The sequence below is a fragment of the Treponema denticola genome (assembly GCF_024400535.1).
Taxonomy (GTDB): domain Bacteria; phylum Spirochaetota; class Spirochaetia; order Treponematales; family Treponemataceae; genus Treponema_B; species Treponema_B denticola_C.
Genome location: NZ_CP038800.1, coordinates 1,736,358 through 1,753,774, shown reverse-complemented (window position 1 = coordinate 1,753,774; position 17,417 = coordinate 1,736,358). Strand labels below are relative to the sequence as shown.

The window sequence follows — 17,417 nt, the reverse complement described above, 5'->3', positions numbered from 1 at the left end:
TTAGATGTTTGTTTCCTTTAAAAATTTTCCCATTGGAATAAAATTATCGGCAATATAAAATCCTGATTTTTTATAAAAATGTATATGTGCTTTATCATTAACACTTGACAGTTCTATAAGTGTGACACCATTTATTTTAACAATATCTTCCATGGCTTTTATTAGTGATGTGCCGTATCCCTTATTTTGATGTTTTGTATCTATTACTATTTCATCTAAAAAATATGCCAATAAATCATCGAATTGTTTATAATATCCTAAAGTAAAACCTATCAATAATCCTTCTTTATACATACCCAGACACATTGAATCGCTAATAGTAATAAGTTGAGAGATTCTTTTACAGGCCTTCTCTTTTGTCCAGCAGCCGTTTTCAATGTTATTATAGTAGTTAATATAAATTTGCGCTATACTGTTAATATCTTCAATCGTTAATTTTTTATATTCCAAATCAAACGTCATGCCACATTTTACATAAGTCCGGAAGTTTTTTCAATGTCTTGCTTTTTTGTAAAAAATCGCTTATAATCGGCTTCCAATGAATCTTGAAGCTTTTATTTTAGGCTGCGGCGGAATGATGCCGCTTCCATATAGACATTTAACATCGGTTTTGCTTCGCCGTGAGGGCGATTTGTTTTTGTTTGATTGCGGAGAGGGTACTCAGGTTGCCCTGCGCCGCCTAAACTTGCGCTGGAAAAGAATCAATGCTATTTTTATAAGCCATACCCATGCCGACCATATAACGGGTCTTCCGGGACTTCTGATGCTTTCATCCCAAGTTGACAGGGAGGAACCTCTTTACATAATAGGTCCTCCAAAGGTTGCCGAATATGTGGAAACCAGCCGGAAAGTTTTAGATATGTATATCAATTATGAAATTATCGTAAAAGAAATAAAGGAACCGGGAGTCGTTTATTCTACCGAGGAATTTCAGGTACGTTCTTTTTGGCTGGATCATACAAAGCCCTGTATGGGATACACCTTTGAAGAGTTTGAGAGGCCGGGGGAATTTAATCCCGAAGCTGCAAGAGCCTTAAATGTTCCATGCGGGCCACTTTGGTCAAAGCTCCAAGGCGGAAATGAAGTAGTCTCTGCTGACGGAAAAACTATCCGCCCCCAAGATGTTATGGGGCCTAAAAGAAAGGGCAGAAAATTCAGCTTTGTAACCGATACAAAATATTTACCATCCATTGCTCAAGAAGTAAAACATTCCGACTTTTTTGTATGCGAGGGGATGTTTGAAAAAGGTATGGAAAAAGATGCTGCCGAAAAAAAACACATGACCTGTACGCAGGCGGCTCAAATCGCTAAGGATGCCGAGGTCAAAAAGATGGCCCTAATTCATTACAGTCCGAGGTACACCGATAACGAGCTTAAAGTTCTTTTGGACCATGCCAGAGAAGTTTTCCCCGAAACGATCCTTTCAAAAGACAGAATGAATATTCAATTGGAATATGAAGACTAAAATTTTTGGCAGCCTTATCCCTTTACCTTCATCGCTCTTAAAAGCTCTTTTACTTCATTCGGAATGCGGTAGCTTTCGATGGCTTTTTGGATAGCCTTGTTGTGGGTGAAGGTATCAAGTTTTTAATTTTTGATGTAGGGGAGGGCTGTTTTATATTGCTTGATGAGGGCAAAGCTAAAATACCAAGCTATCATCATATTTACATAGTACTCATCGGATCTGAGTTTTGAAACAAGCTCCAACATTTCAGGTTTAAAATGCTCATCGAGATAATTTGATAGTAAAAGTCCGATGGCATACCTAATGGTATAGGTATGCTTCGATTTTATCCATATCAAAATTTTTTTGTAAATTTCTTCATGGTGCTTTTTGAATATCTTAGGAGAAAAGCTGTCGCAGGTTGCCCAGTTGTCAATGTAGGGCAAAAACTTTTCGGTCTCTTTTAGCGCCTCATTAAAATCTTTTATGTTTTCGATAAAGAATCCGTGCAGGTTGTTTTCTTCAAAATACTTGTGAGGTACGTCCTTCATAAAATCCGAAACTTGTTCCGGCTCGGTCTTAAAAAACTCTTTTGCAAATTTACGCAGGACGGGAGTTCTGATTCCTATCATCGTATTTTCGTCAATATTGGGAATCAGCTTTTTATTAAAGTCTCTGTACTCTTTATCTTCAAATGAAAAAAGTTTAGTTTGGATTATGGTTTGTTTGGTTTTCATTAAAAGTATTATACCGCTTTTTTTTATTTTTGTCGAGGAGAAGGATGCGGGAGACAGGGCAACCGCATCACAAAAGTTGAAGAACAGAGAATAAGAACTCATCGCTAATCATACAAAGACCTAGTTTTTGTTTCATTGAGGCTTTTTTCTTTGTCGGCCGTTGACGTACCGGTTCCGGAGCTAGTTTGATTAAATTCATAGTTATTTTTCTCAAAATAGCCGTATTTTGATATGAGCAAGTACCCGTAAAATAGTGTCTGCACTTGGAATACCGTTTTTCAGCTCAATAAACTTTTTCAATCTGCCGATTTCATATTCTGCCCAAAAGACTGGCGCTTATCCGTATGACCGAATATAAATCCTATGACACACAAAAGCAGAATGTCTACCAATGCGTGTTTTTTTCCGTGTTCTCTTCTAAAGTCGCTTATTTGTGATAAGGCTGCTTTTATTTCCTTATATATACCACCCAACCAGTAATATCGGGTTATTTATTCTTATTCATTATTTTTTATTTATTTATTTATTTATTTATTTATTTATTTATGGTGCGGTTGCCCTGTATCTTTTTTCCGGTCTGCTTGATTAAAGGCCCTATAATATGTTAGAGTAGGCCAATGGTAAAAGCTGTTTTTGCAGGATCCTTTGATCCGCCCACCTTCGGGCATTTAAACGTAATTGAGAGAGCTCAAAAGATATTCACCGAGGTGCATGTAGTAATCGCCGTAAATAACAACAAAAACTATTTGTTTTCGGGTGAAGAGCGTAAACATATGATGGAAGAACTGACCCAAAAATGGGATAATGTTTTTGTAAATACTTGGAATTCGCTGATAGTAAACTATGCCGAAAAAATCGGTGCCAATGTTTTAATCCGCGGTGTACGGAATGTTTCCGATTTTTCCTATGAATTCGATCTTGCCGTTATGAATAAGGGCTTAAATCAAAAGATAGAAACCGTATTTATGGTTCCCGACACAAAGTACTTTGTATTGCGTTCAAGCTCCATAAAAGAATTGGCAGCCTTCAAGGGCAATCTTTCCGGCATGGTTCCTCCTATAGTCGAAAAGGCCTTAAAGGAAAAACTGGTGGAAATATAAAACCCTTTGCGTAAGGGGGTATAGATGTTTATTATAGAAATTTTAGTTCCTATTTTCCTTTTGGTGTGGTCTATTTCATCTTTTTTAGGGTATTTATACACCCGTTATTTAATAGATAAATACGATAGAGCTGTCTTACCCGGATGCCGTATTAATGCCCAAAAATATCAATGGAGCTCAAAAGAGGTCTGGGAAGACTCTTTTACCCTGCTTTCCGGCTTGTGGTTAAAATTTTTTAGTATCTTTGCACCTATAAGCTTGGTTATTGATAGTCTTTGGTTCTTCCTTAAATCCTTCCGCTCATATATCTCGATAGCCGGAGGCCTGTTTTTTCTAATTTTTATGCTTATATTTATTATAAAGGGAATAAAAATACACAAGTCTTTTTGCTCAAAAGGGTGGTTTTGGACTTCTTATAATACCGGAAAATCAAACGGATTTAAGATAATTTAAGACGGTTTCAATTTATGATTATTCTATTTGAAACCATTTTGATAAGGGCATGGTCCGTCCTGCCTTGTTCCAATTATGGTAGTGTTCAAAAACCTTGAATACTGTATGGAATTTTTGAACCAAGATATCGATTGCCAAAAAACTGCGCCAGTAATTATAAAAAATTGAAGTATAATTCTCATCATAGGTTTCTTGTCCGAAACTTTCTATAGATGAAATGCCGTATTTTTCTTCAAAAAGTTTGACCAGACTAGTATTAATTTGTTTTTCTTTTTCAAATTCTTCGGTTGTAAGAAAAAATTTTTTGCTTATATATTCGACCATCCCTTCTTCAAACCAAATGCCTTCTGTCAATTTTTTTTCATCTTCGAAATCGTCAAGAAAGAGTTCGCTTTGATGCATTAATTCATGTCCTATTATTTGCAAAATACTATTTTCATTTATGTCATTTGAATAGTAACTTTGAATATTTTCCACAGCCTTGAGTTCGTAGACTTCGAGTTGTTTTAAATATATGGATTTCCAAATATTAAGTTCAGGTGTGATAACCATTCTAATTTCATTGGTATATGCCGGAATACTTATGCTGCTGTGTACCCTTGTTGCCATATCAAAATCTGCAAAAACTATATATTCAGGCAGATCTTTTACACTGTAGGAATTTTGAATAAAATCAATATAAGCCGCTATTTTACTTTTATGAGTTTCTAAAAATAAATTATATTCTTTAAGTTTATTGATGCTTCTAATTGAATATGCATATTCCATATGTTTTATCATAATACCAATTCTTTTAATGATGTTTCCAAGACTTGAGAAAAATTTATGCCTTGTTGTTCTGCTTTTAGCTTTAAACCATAGGGGATAGTACAGTTTGTCTTAACACGCCTGCTTTCTATTTCATTTTTTACAAGGTCAGGGTAAATAGTAATAGCACAAACTATATCTCCATCGTTTGTCTGTATGCCTGAAAACTCCTCAACAGGCAGTTTTTCTCCGTCTTTTTCCATTCCATATATATGAAGTTCTAAAGCTTCTTTTGCCATTTTTTGTGCATCAATAAAGTCTTTTCCATAGCTTACACAACCTAAAACATGCGGAAAATACACACTATATGCTCCATCGCCTACCGGTTCAAAAACAGCCAAATATGTTTTATTTCTCATTTTATACCTCTTATTTTAATCCTGCTTGTTTTAAAATACTATTCAATGTTCCTGCCTTCAAATCGCCGCTATGAAAGGGAATAGTTATTTTTCCTCTTATTTTCAAGTGTTTTAATTGATAATGTGAACCTTTAGTTTCACAAATATACCATCCGTTTTGTTTTAAGAGCTTTAACACTTCCTTTGCCGTCATATGTAAATTATATGTATAAAAAATGCGTATGTCAATGGTTGAAATTTATTTTCAATCTTACTGTTTTTTCCTCATCATAAAATAATAAAGGCCCGCGATAAGATAAAGACAGGCAGAACTTATAAAAAATGAATCGGTTTTGATAAGGCCTGCTGTAATTCCTCCGGCTAAGAAAAAAAGAATGTTGAGGCTGTAAAACAAAAAAAATCGGAATTTGTCTTTTTTGCCCCTAAGGCACATAGCTAGGGCAAAGGCTGCATCTGTAAGGTAGCCTGTTATGTGGGTGGTTCTTACAAGGATGTCTCCATAGAAGATAAACATGGCGTTTTGAACTCCTGCTGCGAAGCTTAGGGCAGATATTTTGAGGATTTGGGGTGTTTTAAGCAATGCCAAACTTAAAAATATCATAGCCAGCCCCATCAGCAAAATGCCGTATCTTTTCTTTAATCCGAATTTTCTTTGGTGGAATAAAAGACCTGAAAAAAAAGCTCCCGCAAAAAAAGCAAGAATCGCCGAAGCAACCATAAAAACTTCCGTTATATTTTTGTTTGCAATTGAAAGGGCAAGATGACTTACATTCCCCGTATGGTGGCTTACAGGCAAAGAAAAGCTGCGGATTGCTCCTACATTTATAAAACCTGACAAGAAAGTTAAAAAGGCTATCCAGATTTTAAATCTCAGGTCTTTTAAGGTGTCGGTCATAATCAACCTATCGGCCTAAAATCCGGCAGCTTGTTTTAAGTATCGGATTTATAATCAGCTTATAAATAAGCGGCTTATTTTTCTTCATCGAGGATAGAGTTATATATCGAAGAATATTCTTCTTTTCCTTTTTCCATTTCGAATCTGGAGGCTCTCTCCCTCAAAAGGAGCTTAACAGCGTAGGCAAAAATTCCATCGGAAGAGAAATTTTCGGCCCCTCTTACCGTATCGGCAGCCTGAAACCTTGCATTATCCAAAAAAGTTTCGGCCTCAAGAGGATTTTGAATTGAAGCGGCTGTTCTTGCAATTTGTACCGGTGTAAAAGCCGAAGAAAGCAAAACTCTTTCGTCATAGGAAATAGGAGCTTCCCATTTCAGCTTTGCCGAGCGTACCTGCTCAAGGGCTATTCTAAGAGAACGCTCAAACTCATACCACTTATCCAAATAGGCGGAGCCTGTGCTTTTTTCTTCTCTTGGAGGCTCAAGGGATAGATTTTCCAAAATTTGAGCATCTTTTTTTGAAAGAGAACGCAAAGCCAGTTCTTTAAAGGCTTTAAAGCTCATAGGAGGCTGTAGATTAGGAAAAATTGAAGGCAGTTGAGCCGTCAAATAATAGTAGGAGGCCACCTTTTAAAGCTCCTTTGCCGCATTCTTTAAAATTTCGGCTGTTTTGGGGCTTAGATATGACGAAAATAAATCTGCAACGGCTTCTGCCGAGAAGTCATAATAAGCCGCTCCGTCTTTAGTACCGATTCTAAATCCGCCTGCTATCTTGCTGTCGGCTTTAAGTTCCATGCCCTTAGCAATATGATCTTTTAAGGCTGCGCTTAAAGAGGATTCAAGCTCTTTAAGGTCCTTGTCCGCAAGAATTACGGATAAATTCTCGGTATTGCCGGTTTTTACCCAGCCCTTGACTGCTTCGGGAATCAGATTTTTTAGAACTGCTGAATCGTAATTTTTGGCTGTTTCAGCCTTTATAATGGCATTAAGTTCATTTAAAAGACCTTGTCTGAATGAAATTAGTGTATTTCTGCCGGCTTGGTCTATAGAAGATTCGGCAGCTTTTTGGAATCTAAGAGCTTCAGCTTCAGCTTTTTTTATGCTTTCTTGTGCTTCAGCTTCGGCCTTTTCGATAATATTTTTTGCTTTTTCCTCTGCTGCTCTGATAATTTCAGCTGCTTTTTCATCGGCAGCGGCAACTCCGTCTTTTTTTATCTTATCAACAAGCTCTTGTAATTGAACTTCCATATATGTCTCCTTAACAAAGTTATGCTTTCAACATTGTAACAGAAAATTTAATTCTTAGCAAGATAGGACTTGACAATTTTTTTAAATTTATTATAATTATATTTGAATATATGAGCATTTGTTCATATGAATAGGTGATAGAATATGATAGAAGATGATGAAATAGGTGTTTCGAATGAAGAAACTGTGGCTCATGCTAGGGCTAAGATGCCCGATGAACAGACAATGAGCGACTTGGGAGATTTTTTTAAAAACTTCGGCGATTCTACGAGGATTAAGATTGTTTCCGCTCTTATTTCAGGGGAGCTCTGTGTAGCCGATCTTGCGGAAGTTTTGGAAATGTCGGCTTCGGCCGTTTCTCACCAGCTTAGAATTTTAAGGCAGGCTAAAATAGTAAAAAGCCGCCGAAACGGAAAACAGGTTTATTATACAATAGATGACAACCATGTCGGAATCCTATATTCCGTAGGTTTGGAGCACATTAGGGAGGGCAGGTAAATGGATTTAAAAAAAGAAAACGAACACAAGCATGAGCACAGTCATGAAGAACATCATGACCACCATGATCACAGCCATGATGAACATCATGAACATGATCATCACAAACATGACCACCATGAGCATAAGCACGATGAACATTGTTCCTGTGGACATGACCATCATGAACATGATCATCATGGACACGGACATCACGAACATGACCACCATGAGCACTGCTCTTGTGGGCATGAACACCACGACCACCATGAACATGATCACCATGGGCATAGCCATCACGAGCATAAGCACGATGAACATTGCTCTTGTGGGCACGACCACCATGACCACCACGGACACGATCATTCAGGCTGCGGGTGCGAACATCATCACGGCTCATCAAAAGAGATGGTAGTGCAATTCGGTATTTCGGCCTTGTTTTTTGCCGGAGGTATTTTTGCCCGTATTTTTTTTGCGGAAGCCGGAATACAAATTAAGAATTTTTATGCAGCTTTTTCGACGGTTTTATTTGTCATAGCTTGGCTGACAGCGGGCTACAAGGTCTTGTTGACTTCGGTAAAAAATATTTTAAAGGGTCAAGTTTTTGATGAAAATTTTTTGATGTCTGTTGCAACAATCGGAGCCTTTATTTTAGGCGACTGGACCGAGGGTGCAGCGGTTATGCTCTTTTACAATTTAGGCGAGGTGGTACAGCACTCGGCCGTCGAAAAATCGAGGCGCTCAATCATAGATCTTATGGACCTCCGCCCGGACTTTGCCCGCCTTTATGATTCCGATTCTAAAGAAAAACTTGTAGATCCTGCAAGCGTAAAAATCGGTTCCTTGGTTCTTGTAAAAGCAGGTGAAAAAATCCCCTTGGACGGCGTAATTTATGAAGGAAGTGCCGAACTTGATACCTCATCTATGACGGGTGAAAGCCTTCCGCGTACTGCAGAAAAAGGCAGCCCCGTACTTGCAGGTTTTGTAAACTTAACGGGGATTATAACGGTAAAGACAACAGCTTCCTTAGAAAATACCGCTGCCTCAAAGATGCTTGAGCTGATTGAGTCTGCACAAAACAGGAAGGCTAGGGTAGAACGGTTTATTACCTCCTTTGCAAAGGTTTACACTCCGATAGTTACGATAGGAGCGGTTCTTCTTTCGGTTTTACCGCCTCTTTTAAGTGCGCTTATTTTTTCAACGCCTATTAACGGCTGGGAAAGTTTTGCTCCGTGGATTTCACGCGGCCTTGTATTTTTGGTAATTTCCTGTCCTTGTGCCTTTGTTATTTCGGTTCCGCTGGGTTATTTCGGCGGAATAGGAGGAGCTGCAAAACGGGGTATACTGATTAAAGGTGCCGATTACATAGACGCTCTTTCAAAGGCCGATGCCGTCGTCTTCGACAAAACGGGAACTCTTACCAAGGGAGTTCTAAAGGTTATGACCTTAATGCCTGCGGAAAATGTAGAAAAATATGAGTTTTTAAAATTGGCCGCCCTTGCCGAATTTAATTCTCATCATCCTATAGCTAAAGCTATTCAAGATTGTGCCCTAGTTAATTTGTCCGAAGAGGTAACAAAGACTTTTCCAAATGCCGAGCTTACAGACTATTACGAAAAGGCTGGAAAAGGTATCTCGGTAAATTACAAAGGAAAGAATCTTTTAGCCGGAAAAAATTCCTTTATAAGCGAAAGCATAGGAAAGGAAATTCCTTTATATGGAGATGAGATAGGCGGAACTCAAGTTTATGCCGCTTATGACGGTGAGTACATCGGCTGCTTGATTTTAACCGATACGCTTAAAAATGAAGCTAGGGAAGCTATATCCGATTTAAATAAATTGGGGCTTTCGAGGGTAGAAATACTTACCGGCGATAATGAAAAATCGGCCAAAAAGATTGCAGAAGATTTGGGCATAAAAAATTACACCTCAATGCTTTTACCCCATGAAAAGGTTTCAAGGTTCGAGGAAATTTCCGATGAAGTAAAAGCAAAGAATAAGAAGGCTTCTGTTATCTTTGTAGGAGACGGTATAAACGATGCTCCCGTATTGGCTCGCTCGGATGCAGGTATAGCTATGGGGGGCATAGGAAGCGATGCTGCCATTGAAGCGGCTGATGTTGTTCTTATGAACGATAATCCCCGTCTTGTTGCTGCGGCCGTAAAACATGCAAGATTTACCCGAAAAATAGTTTGGCAAAATATAGCCTTGGCCTTCGGTATAAAAATCGGTTTTTTAACCTTGGGAGCTCTCGGTCTTGCAAACCTTTGGGCTGCTGTTTTTGCAGATGTCGGAGTTGCCTTATTGGCCGTCTTTAATTCTTTAAGAGCAAAAAGATAGGTCAATATTGATAAATTACAAAATTAAGATAAACCGGCTCAGCTTTTAACTTGGCTCAGGGCCGGTTTGTCTTACTATAAAAAATATACATCTGGTGTTATCATTTCCGTTTCAGTGTAAATAATCCAATCGCTCATGTATTCTATTTATAATAAATCAAATTTTTAAGCTTGAAGAATTTAGAGAAAAGATTTAAAATTGATATAACAAATAAAGGAGAAAGTTTTATGGAAAAAGTTAATGTAATTGTTCCCCCTCCGCCAAAAAAGATTTTGGTTTTTGATCTATTTACCAATTTTGGTTGGATTTTTGGCAATTTTTTTACCTCTATTTTTGTCGGAAGTTCTTCTAATTTGAAGGCTGTTATAAGTTCAAAAACTTTTATAATAAGTATTCTAATTGCTGTTTTAAGTCCTATCATAAAACAGAAACTTTTTTTTCCTGCAATTATAAACTGGAAAGAAAATCCCGAAAAAGCAAAGAAAAACATACTAAGATATGAAGCCGTTTTGTTGGCGATGCCATGTTTGTTTACTGCCGGTGTCCCCCTTATTTCTTTAGAAGTGGGAATTATTGGTAAAACAGGTGTGTTTCTATCTTCTCTTTTTAGTACTATAGGAAATATATTTTTACTGGGTACTATATTTTCTTCAAGCACCATTAGAGCTTTTGAAAGATGGGTTTCCTTTGTTCCTGTCGAAGAAAAATTTTTATCTTTTTCGATGATGAAAAAAGTTACTATTGCAAGTATTGCCTGTATTATAGCAGTTATCCTCCTTGTACTTGCTCCTATTGTCCGTTTTGAAAACCAAAATATTTATAAAAGACTTATAAATTCCGTTTTGCCCTTGTTTATTTACGGATTGGTGCTATCTGTTTTAAGTTTGAGAATTATAGTAAAATCTATCGAAGTTCGAATCTTTTTGATTCAAAGAATAATAAAAGATTTGGCTGATGGAAATTATAAGAGTGACCCTGTTGCAAGCTGGAACAGGGATGAGATAGCTCTTTTGCTGGTGGATATCGGTAAGCTTTTGAGTTTTAACAAAACCTTTATAAAGGATCTTAATGAAAGTGTAGGTCTTTCCGGAGACACGGCCGAATTTCTTTCTTCAAACATGGATAAAACATCAGAGGCTGTCAGAAAAATAACCGATAATATTTCTTCAGCCAGAAATCATATCCAAGATCAATCTTCAGGTGTTGTAAAGATGCAGGGAACCTTAAATCAAATGGCCTCAGGTATAGAAAAATTAGGAAAGAATATTGAAAGTCAGTCTGCAGCCGTTACGGAATCCGTTTCAACGATAGAAGAAATGGTTTCCAATATTCAGTCCGTAACAAAAACCGTAAAAGAAAATGTCGACTCCATCGAAAAACTAAACGCTTCTGCCGAATCAGGCAATCAAGCCGTTTCTACAGCACACTCTATAGCAAAAAATATTACCGATGATTCAGACGGCCTTTTGGAGGCTTCTAATGTTATTCAGCATATTGCAAGTCAAACAAACCTTCTTGCAATGAATGCGGCTATTGAGGCTGCTCATGCGGGAGAGTCCGGGAAGGGCTTTGCCGTAGTTGCTGACGAAATCCGCAAACTTGCTGAGGAATCCAGTCTTCAAGGTAAAACAATTACAAGCGTATTAAATAATCTTAAAACCAAAATAGAGGAATTAAATTCTGCTGCTGAAACGACTGAGGTTCAATTTGCCGAAATAATGAAAATTCTTTCAATTGTAAATAACGGTACGGCTTCTATAATGAGTGCTATGACAGAGCAAAATTCGGGAAGTACTCAGGTCTTGGATGCTATAAAGGAAATAAGCGATATAACTTATAAGGTAAAAAACGGTTCTTTGGAAATTCTTAGGGGCAATACCGAGGTAAGCAAGGAAATCACAAAGTTAGTTGAAATTTCGGGAATGATAGAACAAGGAATGAGCGGTATAGGAAACGATACAGGACAAATAAATGAAATTATAACTCAGGTAAGTGAAATAAGCGAAACAAACAAGGATGCTGTTGCTAAGATTACGAAGTACCTGTCTCAGCTAAGTTTTTAAGTTTGTCAAATCTAAAAATCCAACAAGGTTTTTAGAGGTACTCTTAAATAAACTTTTGACCGCCCTCTTAAAATTTTCAGGAAGGGGGGCGGTAATCTCCTTTGGTAAGTCATCTAAAAACGGTTCCGAAAATCTTAACTTATAGGCGTGTAAAAAATATGCAGCTTTTTTTGACAAATCTTCAGAAAATACTTTTTTTTGTTTTGAGCCGTATTTTTTATCGTTTAAAAGGGGAGTGCCGAACTGCGAGCATTGTATTCTTATTTGGTGCTTCCTTCCGGTTATAAGGTTAAAAAGCACAAGATTTAATCAAATTATAAAAATTATACGACATTTTATGCGACAGTCCATCAAAAAGAGAAAAGAAAGTGAAGTTTTCAAGGGGATTGAAAATCTATAACTCTATACTAGATATAGACTTACAAAACTGGGCAATACTGGAATCGAACCAGTGACCCCAAGCGTGTCATGCTTGTACTCTAACCAACTGAGCTAATTGCCCTTAAATTCTTCAAATATAGTCAGATAATATCTTATTTTTGGCTTTACGTCAAGCCCTTTTTTTGTTATATTATATAAGTTGCAGATTTTGTTCTGTAAATTCATAAATTTTAGGAGTATAACTAATGAACAAAGAAATAAGCTTTTTTTTATGTAAAGAGAAAAAAGGAACTATTATCGGGATTGACTGCTGTCCGGATGCTGAGGTTTCATGCTGCGGTGAAAAACTTTCAGCCGTTAAAATCGGAAGTGTTGATGCTGCAAAAGAAAAGCATGTGCCTGTAATCGAAGTAAACGGAAACACCGTAAAGGTAAAAGTAGGCTCCGTTGCCCATCCTATGACTGAAGAACATCATATAGCTTGGGTATGCCTTAAGACGGAAAAAGGTGTCCAATTTAAGGAGTTACCCGTTACAGGTGCTCCCGAAGTTGAATTCTCCTTAACTTCAGATGACAAGGTTATTGAGGCTTACGAATTCTGTAATCTTCATGGCGTTTGGTCAGGCAAATAAGGTTTAAATTTTTTATCGGCCTTCTAAAAGTTTTAGAAGGCCTTATTTGTGTTTGAGTGTGTAAGTTTAATTTTTAGGGGTTAATTTTGATTAAAAGAGTATTGGTTACAGGAGGAGCCGGATTTATAGGTTCCCACATCGTTGCAGATTTATGCGAAAAAGGCTATGAGCCCATTATTTTGGATAATTTTTCTAATTCTTCACCTAAAATAATTCCCGTATTGGAAAAAATATGCTCTAAAAAATTGGAGCTTGTACAGATAGATATAAAGGACAAGGAAAAGCTTTTTAACTTTTTTAAAAGTGCCTCTATTGATGCAGTAATTCACCTTGCCGCATATAAGGCCGTAGGGGAGTCCGTAGAAAAGCCTTTAAAATACTATGAAAACAATATTTCCGGGCTTGTCAATCTTTTGCTTGCTATGCAGGAGCACAAGGTAAAAAACTTTATATTCAGTTCTTCGGCTACAGTCTACGGCGATGCAAAGGTTGTCCCCATACCTGAAAATTCTCCTATTTCTGCTGCAAATCCTTACGGAAGAACCAAGCTTATGTCCGAAGAAATTTTAAGGGATACGGCCTTTTCGGATAAGGATTTAAGCATAATCGCCTTGCGTTATTTTAATCCCATAGGAGCCCATAAAAGTGCCGATATAGGAGAACTGCCTTCGGGTATTCCCAATAACCTTTTTCCATATATCGCTCAAGTAGCCTTAGGAAAACTGCCTCATCTAAACGTCTTCGGAAACGACTATGACACCCCTGATGGTACCTGTATCCGCGACTATATCCACATTTTGGATCTTGCATCGGGACATACTGCCGCCCTGGAAAAAATAGCCTCAGGTTTTAAGGGCTTTGATGTATATAACCTCGGAACAGGAATCGGTTATTCGGTTTTAGATATAGTAAACGCCTTTAAAAAAGCCTCCGGTATCGATCTTCCCGTAAAACCGGCTGCACGCCGTGCAGGAGATGTTCCGCGTTCTTGTGCAAACCCCGACAAGGCCAACAAAGAGCTTGACTGGAAGGCAAAATACAACCTTGAAGAAATGTGCAAAGACGGCTGGGCTTGGTATAAAAAACACCCCGATGGCTTTAATAAAAATGCGTAAATATTATCCTTTTATCTAACTTAAGGCTCTGGCCTCTTGTGGAAATTACTTTTCAGGCAGGCTGTCCAGAGGTTTTTCTTCTTCCGGGGCCTTTGAGATAAAACAGCCTTTTTCGTTATTTCTGTGCTGAACAATTATTTGAGCATCAGGATTGCCTCTTTCTTTAATTCCGCTCATTAAAAGGGGGTATATTTTAGCCTCTTTTTTGGGGCTTCTGTTAAAGATTAGGATTAAGGCCTCGTCTTTAAAAGCATCCATCATGTAAAAATCGCCGTCCCCGTCGCCTGCTATTAAAACGGGAGCTTTGTTTTGGTGTTTTGGGGCTAGGACTTTTTTTATTGCTTCGGCCTTTCCTTCTTTTCTTGTTGCAGGAATCGAGGTGTCATCTATAACTGTAAGCTTTTTATTTTTATCAAAGAGCCTTCTTCTTCCGAAAACATTTTTGCTCTCCAGCTTATATCCGTATTTTGGGTTGGAAGCAAAAACGCGGACATTGTCTTCTTGGGAGGCCGAGCAAATATAGACTTCGATTCCGTTTTTCCTTAAAGCCGAAAACAGGTCTTGCATTTCTTCTTGAACACGCAAGCCCTTTCTATAGCCGCCTTCTACTTCTCCGGCTCTTCCTTTTAAAATCGATGAAGATCTTACCTTATAAGTGTTTATTTCGTCTTTTAGACCTTGGTCTATCGCCTTTTCGGTAAGGGCTGAAAGTTCTTCTATCGTCATACCGGTGCTTACGGATTGGCCGATGTCCACACCGCAAAGAGAGGCTGCTCCCCGCATTAAAACGAGCATCTTAGCCTTAAAATCTATAAATTCTTCGGTCGATGTAATTTCTGCAAGGCTCATTTTTCCGCTAAGACTCAAATAATTTTTATATAGAAACTTATAGCGTTCGTTTAAATCGTCCGAAAGTTCTTCGGCAGTTAAGACCCTGCCTTCAATGTTTACCGTATGGGGCAAAATCTCGTCTTGAGGAATTCCCGCCCTTATGGTCTGATTGAATTCTTCGGGGTTTAAATTAAAACAAAGATTTTCAATCTGGTACACAAAAAGATTATCCTGTGTGTCATAAAAAATTGAAGTAAAATCCCAGTCAAAAACGGCATAATTCCCGTTAAAGGCTTTTTCTCTTATCAGTTTTTCCAGCCTCTTTTTATTTTGAGGCTCCCAGTTTCCTGTTTTTAAAATTAAAGCATCATCATTAAGCATAATGGCATTATGAATAAATTGCAAAATAAAGTCAATCGGAGGGGGGAAGAATACACGGAAATCAATTTTACTAAAAACTGCCGATAATGTAGGTATGGAAATAGAAAATATATTTGATTACTTTAACGACATCAAAATAATAAGCAATTACGACGGATATTTTTACAGCGTAAATGAAGCTTTAAAAATATTACTACTTGGACTTCTTTGCGGCCGTAAAAACATTAGAGAAATACACGAATGGGCAACTGCCGACATTATAAAAGATAGGCTCAATAAAGATTCGGCATAAAAGATACCTTGCTATTATTGGCTAACCTGTCTACTTAAATTGATAAACATAGACTCATTAAACGAATGTTTTATGAATATGGCTGAGGCTCTTATCAAAGAATACGGTACAGAAAAGCCTCTTACAATAGCGATAGACGGAAAAACTATCCGTTCAACAGATAAAATGAGCAGCTATGAAAGTCCGCTGCACATAGTCTCTGCACAAGTTGCAGAATTTGGTATAACATTGGCACAAAAGTGTGTTAAAGGAAAGACAAACGAGATACCTACGGTTCAATCTCTTATAAAAACTCTTAATATAAAAGGGCATATAATCGTTGCAGATGCCTTAAATTGTCAAAAAGAAACGGCAAAAATCATAAAAGAAGGAAAAGGGGACTATTTATTGTCGGTAAAAGGGAACCAGCCTTTATTAAAAGCGGATATTGAAGAATATGTTCAAGATGAAATTCTAAGAAAACAAATGGACACAGCTTGTAAAAGTGAAAAAAATCGTGAAAGAGTTGAAAAGCGAACAGCCTTTTGCACAACTAATTTAGGTTGGATGGATAATACAGATGAATGGGAGGGGTTAAGCTGTATTGGAGCTATTCATTCAGAGTTTAAGAGTAAGAAAGGAAAGAGTGATGAATGGCATTATTATATTTCGAGTAGAAAACTTACAGCGCAACAGCTATTGGATATAGCAAGAAAAGAATGGGTTGTAGAAACCATGCATTGGTTATTAGATGTTCATTTTAGAGAAGACTTTTGTCGGCTTTTAGATAAAAATCTACAACAAGCCTTGAACATAGGACGGAAAGTGGCGTTAAATTTGGTCTCGCGATACAAACAAAAAAATGCACCTAAATCTTCTTTGTCACACATTATGTTTAAAGCTCTCATGGATATATCTTTTATCAAAAAAATATTACAAAATTGATTTCCATGGGAAGAATACACGACAAGAGTATGAAAGAAAAAGTAAAGCATAACGATAAATGAACCGATATAATTGAATGCAAAATTTTACCGTAAGAGGCAATAAATAATAGAAAAAGAAAAGTGTAGAACAACGATATTTTATAAGTTCTCTTGCCTTAAATATTGAATTGTTTTCAAAAGCTGTAAGGAGCCATTGGTCTATTGAGGCTATGCATTGGCTGTTGGATGTAACATTCAAAGAAGATGCTAATACAACCATAAATAAGACGGCAGTTATGAATCAAAACATCATACGAAAATGGGCATTATCAATTCTAAAGCACATAGATACCATTCTTGGAAAGAAATATTCACTTAAAGCTAAACGATATGCTATGAGTTTAGACCCTTTTGGTAATTTAGCTAGGGCTCTAGAGATATAATGCTTATCATTTTTTTTCAAAAACTATGTGCGCTTATTTATATAATCTTCGTGCTCTTGTCGTGCTTTCAATTGACTTATGATAATGATTGTGTTATACTTTTTTTAAGAGGTATAAAAATGTTTTTAAACAGTGTTGCCATCCGCACGGATGAAATGGAAAAATCACTTGAATTTTATGAAAAAGTACTTGGATTTACTTTTAATTATATGATGTCGGCCGCTCCGGGAAAAAGAATTGCTTTTTTAACGGAACCTGATAGCGGAATGAATCTTGAGCTCATAAGCCATGATGTCCCAAAAGCTCAAAACGGCAGCCGGCTTTCTCTTACCGTACAGGTAGACCAGATAGGCGAAGCCGAAAAGTACCTAAAATCTAAAAATGTCCGTATAACGGCTCCTCCAAGAACCGTAAAAGACGGTAAAAAGATTTTAACGGCCGTAGATCCTAACGGGGTTGAAATAGACTTCATCGAATTCAAAAAAGAAAATGATAAAATTTAAAGGCTTAAAATA

The 17,417-nt window shown here is 37.3% G+C and carries 19 protein-coding genes, 1 tRNA gene and 3 pseudogenes; 12 read left to right on the top strand and 11 right to left on the bottom strand.

What is annotated here, in order from left to right; all coding sequences use genetic code 11:
- Nucleotides 1–462 carry a GNAT family N-acetyltransferase gene (locus E4N78_RS08280; RefSeq protein ID WP_255810087.1) on the bottom strand — a complete coding sequence of 154 codons (462 nt, stop codon included), beginning with the start codon at nt 460–462 and terminating at the stop codon, nt 1–3.
- A gap of 76 nt (nt 463–538) precedes the next feature.
- On the opposite strand from E4N78_RS08280, the gene E4N78_RS08275 reads away from it, so the two are divergent.
- Nucleotides 539–1,465 (top strand): ribonuclease Z, encoded by a 927-nt coding sequence (locus E4N78_RS08275; protein WP_002674953.1) that lies wholly within the window; start codon nt 539–541, stop codon nt 1,463–1,465.
- A gap of 14 nt (nt 1,466–1,479) precedes the next feature.
- Here the strand turns inward: E4N78_RS08275 and E4N78_RS08270 are convergent.
- Nucleotides 1,480–2,181 (bottom strand): annotated as a pseudogene (locus E4N78_RS08270) (DNA alkylation repair protein).
- Nucleotides 2,182–2,798: 617 nt separating this feature from the next.
- Between E4N78_RS08270 and coaD the strand changes: the two are divergent.
- Together coaD and E4N78_RS08260 are read left to right on the top strand one after the other, a co-directional pair.
- Entirely contained in the window at nt 2,799–3,281 is a 483-nt protein-coding gene (gene coaD / locus E4N78_RS08265; protein ID WP_255810086.1) for a pantetheine-phosphate adenylyltransferase, read from the top strand.
- 24 nt (nt 3,282–3,305) lie between these two features.
- Nucleotides 3,306–3,734 carry a hypothetical protein gene (locus E4N78_RS08260; RefSeq protein WP_255810085.1) on the top strand — a complete coding sequence of 143 codons (429 nt, stop codon included), beginning with the start codon at nt 3,306–3,308 and terminating at the stop codon, nt 3,732–3,734.
- 18 nt (nt 3,735–3,752) lie between these two features.
- Here E4N78_RS08260 and E4N78_RS08255 read toward each other — a convergent pair whose 3' ends face one another.
- The 6 genes from E4N78_RS08255 to E4N78_RS08230 form a co-directional block, all read right to left on the bottom strand.
- Nucleotides 3,753–4,502 carry an elongation factor Tu gene (locus tag E4N78_RS08255; RefSeq protein ID WP_370645033.1) on the bottom strand — a complete coding sequence of 250 codons (750 nt, stop codon included), beginning with the start codon at nt 4,500–4,502 and terminating at the stop codon, nt 3,753–3,755.
- 8 nt (nt 4,503–4,510) lie between these two features.
- Nucleotides 4,511–4,900, bottom strand: coding sequence for a type II toxin-antitoxin system HicB family antitoxin (locus E4N78_RS08250; protein WP_255810083.1), 390 nt, complete (start codon nt 4,898–4,900; stop codon nt 4,511–4,513).
- Between the two features lie 10 nt (nt 4,901–4,910).
- Complete coding sequence (locus E4N78_RS08245; protein WP_255810082.1) at nt 4,911–5,093, bottom strand: type II toxin-antitoxin system HicA family toxin; 183 nt, start codon at nt 5,091–5,093, stop codon at nt 4,911–4,913.
- 57 nt (nt 5,094–5,150) lie between these two features.
- Nucleotides 5,151–5,795: a YoaK family protein gene (locus E4N78_RS08240; protein WP_255810081.1), complete on the bottom strand. Its 645-nt coding sequence runs from the start codon at nt 5,793–5,795 to the stop codon at nt 5,151–5,153.
- Between the two features lie 74 nt (nt 5,796–5,869).
- On the bottom strand, nt 5,870–6,421 hold the full coding sequence (locus E4N78_RS08235) for a hypothetical protein (protein WP_255810079.1): 552 nt from the start codon (nt 6,419–6,421) through the stop codon (nt 5,870–5,872).
- Between the two features lie 3 nt (nt 6,422–6,424).
- Nucleotides 6,425–7,042 carry a V-type ATP synthase subunit E gene (locus tag E4N78_RS08230; protein WP_255810078.1) on the bottom strand — a complete coding sequence of 206 codons (618 nt, stop codon included), beginning with the start codon at nt 7,040–7,042 and terminating at the stop codon, nt 6,425–6,427.
- A 144-nt stretch (nt 7,043–7,186) separates the two neighbouring features.
- Here E4N78_RS08230 and E4N78_RS08225 point away from each other — a divergent pair, with 144 nt between their 5' ends.
- The 3 genes from E4N78_RS08225 (at nt 7,187) to E4N78_RS08215 (ending at nt 11,922) form a co-directional block, all read left to right on the top strand.
- Nucleotides 7,187–7,540, top strand: a complete 354-nt coding sequence (locus E4N78_RS08225; protein ID WP_002668756.1) for an ArsR/SmtB family transcription factor — start codon at nt 7,187–7,189, stop codon at nt 7,538–7,540.
- Nucleotides 7,541–9,859: a heavy metal translocating P-type ATPase gene (locus E4N78_RS08220; protein WP_255810076.1), complete on the top strand. Its 2,319-nt coding sequence runs from the start codon at nt 7,541–7,543 to the stop codon at nt 9,857–9,859.
- Between the two features lie 227 nt (nt 9,860–10,086).
- A complete protein-coding gene (locus E4N78_RS08215) occupies nt 10,087–11,922 on the top strand; it encodes a methyl-accepting chemotaxis protein (RefSeq protein WP_255810075.1) in 1,836 nt (611 codons plus the stop codon).
- Here E4N78_RS08215 and E4N78_RS08210 read toward each other — a convergent pair.
- Nucleotides 11,911–12,231 (bottom strand): annotated as a pseudogene (locus E4N78_RS08210) (pseudouridine synthase); the annotation flags it as partial. The gene E4N78_RS08215 and the pseudogene E4N78_RS08210 sit on opposite strands and share 12 nt — an antisense overlap.
- A 119-nt stretch (nt 12,232–12,350) precedes the next feature.
- Nucleotides 12,351–12,424: transfer RNA gene (locus E4N78_RS08205), tRNA-Val, on the bottom strand.
- Nucleotides 12,425–12,548: 124 nt separating this feature from the next.
- Between E4N78_RS08205 and E4N78_RS08200 the strand changes: the two genes are divergently transcribed.
- Both E4N78_RS08200 and galE read left to right on the top strand, forming a co-directional pair.
- A complete protein-coding gene (locus E4N78_RS08200; protein ID WP_255810073.1) occupies nt 12,549–12,935 on the top strand; it encodes a desulfoferrodoxin family protein in 387 nt (128 codons plus the stop codon).
- An 86-nt stretch (nt 12,936–13,021) separates the two neighbouring features.
- Nucleotides 13,022–14,050 carry a UDP-glucose 4-epimerase GalE gene (gene galE / locus E4N78_RS08195; protein ID WP_255810072.1) on the top strand — a complete coding sequence of 343 codons (1,029 nt, stop codon included), beginning with the start codon at nt 13,022–13,024 and terminating at the stop codon, nt 14,048–14,050.
- A gap of 45 nt (nt 14,051–14,095) precedes the next feature.
- Here galE and E4N78_RS08190 read toward each other — a convergent pair whose 3' ends face one another.
- Nucleotides 14,096–15,262: a haloacid dehalogenase-like hydrolase gene (locus tag E4N78_RS08190; protein WP_255810071.1), complete on the bottom strand. Its 1,167-nt coding sequence runs from the start codon at nt 15,260–15,262 to the stop codon at nt 14,096–14,098.
- A 94-nt stretch (nt 15,263–15,356) separates the two neighbouring features.
- Here E4N78_RS08190 and E4N78_RS08185 point away from each other — a divergent pair, with 94 nt between their 5' ends.
- The 4 genes and pseudogenes from E4N78_RS08185 to E4N78_RS08175 all read left to right on the top strand — a co-directional run bounded on the left by E4N78_RS08185 (nt 15,357) and on the right by E4N78_RS08175 (nt 17,405).
- Nucleotides 15,357–15,554 (top strand): hypothetical protein, encoded by a 198-nt coding sequence (locus E4N78_RS08185; RefSeq protein ID WP_255810070.1) that lies wholly within the window; start codon nt 15,357–15,359, stop codon nt 15,552–15,554.
- Nucleotides 15,555–15,557: 3 nt separating this feature from the next.
- Entirely contained in the window at nt 15,558–16,478 is a 921-nt protein-coding gene (locus tag E4N78_RS08180; RefSeq protein ID WP_255812336.1) for an ISAs1 family transposase, read from the top strand.
- A 127-nt stretch (nt 16,479–16,605) separates the two neighbouring features.
- Nucleotides 16,606–16,902, top strand: a pseudogene (locus E4N78_RS13830) (ISAs1 family transposase); the annotation flags it as partial.
- Between the two features lie 119 nt (nt 16,903–17,021).
- Nucleotides 17,022–17,405, top strand: coding sequence for a VOC family protein (locus tag E4N78_RS08175; protein WP_255810069.1), 384 nt, complete (start codon nt 17,022–17,024; stop codon nt 17,403–17,405).
- The last annotated feature ends 12 nt before the right edge of the window (nt 17,406–17,417 follow it).

Coding starts and splice junctions, on each gene's coding strand:
- E4N78_RS08230 (WP_255810078.1), bottom strand. CDS start 7,042: ATGGAAGTTCAATTACAAGAGCTTGTTGATAAGATAAAAAAAGACGGA.
- E4N78_RS08275 (WP_002674953.1), top strand. CDS start 539: ATGAATCTTGAAGCTTTTATTTTAGGCTGCGGCGGAATGATGCCGCTT.
- E4N78_RS08260 (WP_255810085.1), top strand. CDS start 3,306: ATGTTTATTATAGAAATTTTAGTTCCTATTTTCCTTTTGGTGTGGTCT.
- E4N78_RS08200 (WP_255810073.1), top strand. CDS start 12,549: ATGAACAAAGAAATAAGCTTTTTTTTATGTAAAGAGAAAAAAGGAACT.
- E4N78_RS08220 (WP_255810076.1), top strand. CDS start 7,541: ATGGATTTAAAAAAAGAAAACGAACACAAGCATGAGCACAGTCATGAA.
- E4N78_RS08175 (WP_255810069.1), top strand. CDS start 17,022: ATGTTTTTAAACAGTGTTGCCATCCGCACGGATGAAATGGAAAAATCA.
- E4N78_RS08215 (WP_255810075.1), top strand. CDS start 10,087: ATGGAAAAAGTTAATGTAATTGTTCCCCCTCCGCCAAAAAAGATTTTG.
- E4N78_RS08240 (WP_255810081.1), bottom strand. CDS start 5,795: ATGACCGACACCTTAAAAGACCTGAGATTTAAAATCTGGATAGCCTTT.
- E4N78_RS08185 (WP_255810070.1), top strand. CDS start 15,357: ATGGAAATAGAAAATATATTTGATTACTTTAACGACATCAAAATAATA.
- E4N78_RS08250 (WP_255810083.1), bottom strand. CDS start 4,900: ATGAGAAATAAAACATATTTGGCTGTTTTTGAACCGGTAGGCGATGGA.
- E4N78_RS08280 (WP_255810087.1), bottom strand. CDS start 462: ATGACGTTTGATTTGGAATATAAAAAATTAACGATTGAAGATATTAAC.
- E4N78_RS08225 (WP_002668756.1), top strand. CDS start 7,187: ATGATAGAAGATGATGAAATAGGTGTTTCGAATGAAGAAACTGTGGCT.
- E4N78_RS08245 (WP_255810082.1), bottom strand. CDS start 5,093: ATGACGGCAAAGGAAGTGTTAAAGCTCTTAAAACAAAACGGATGGTAT.
- E4N78_RS08190 (WP_255810071.1), bottom strand. CDS start 15,262: ATGCTTAATGATGATGCTTTAATTTTAAAAACAGGAAACTGGGAGCCT.
- coaD (WP_255810086.1), top strand. CDS start 2,799: ATGGTAAAAGCTGTTTTTGCAGGATCCTTTGATCCGCCCACCTTCGGG.
- E4N78_RS08255 (WP_370645033.1), bottom strand. CDS start 4,502: ATGGAATATGCATATTCAATTAGAAGCATCAATAAACTTAAAGAATAT.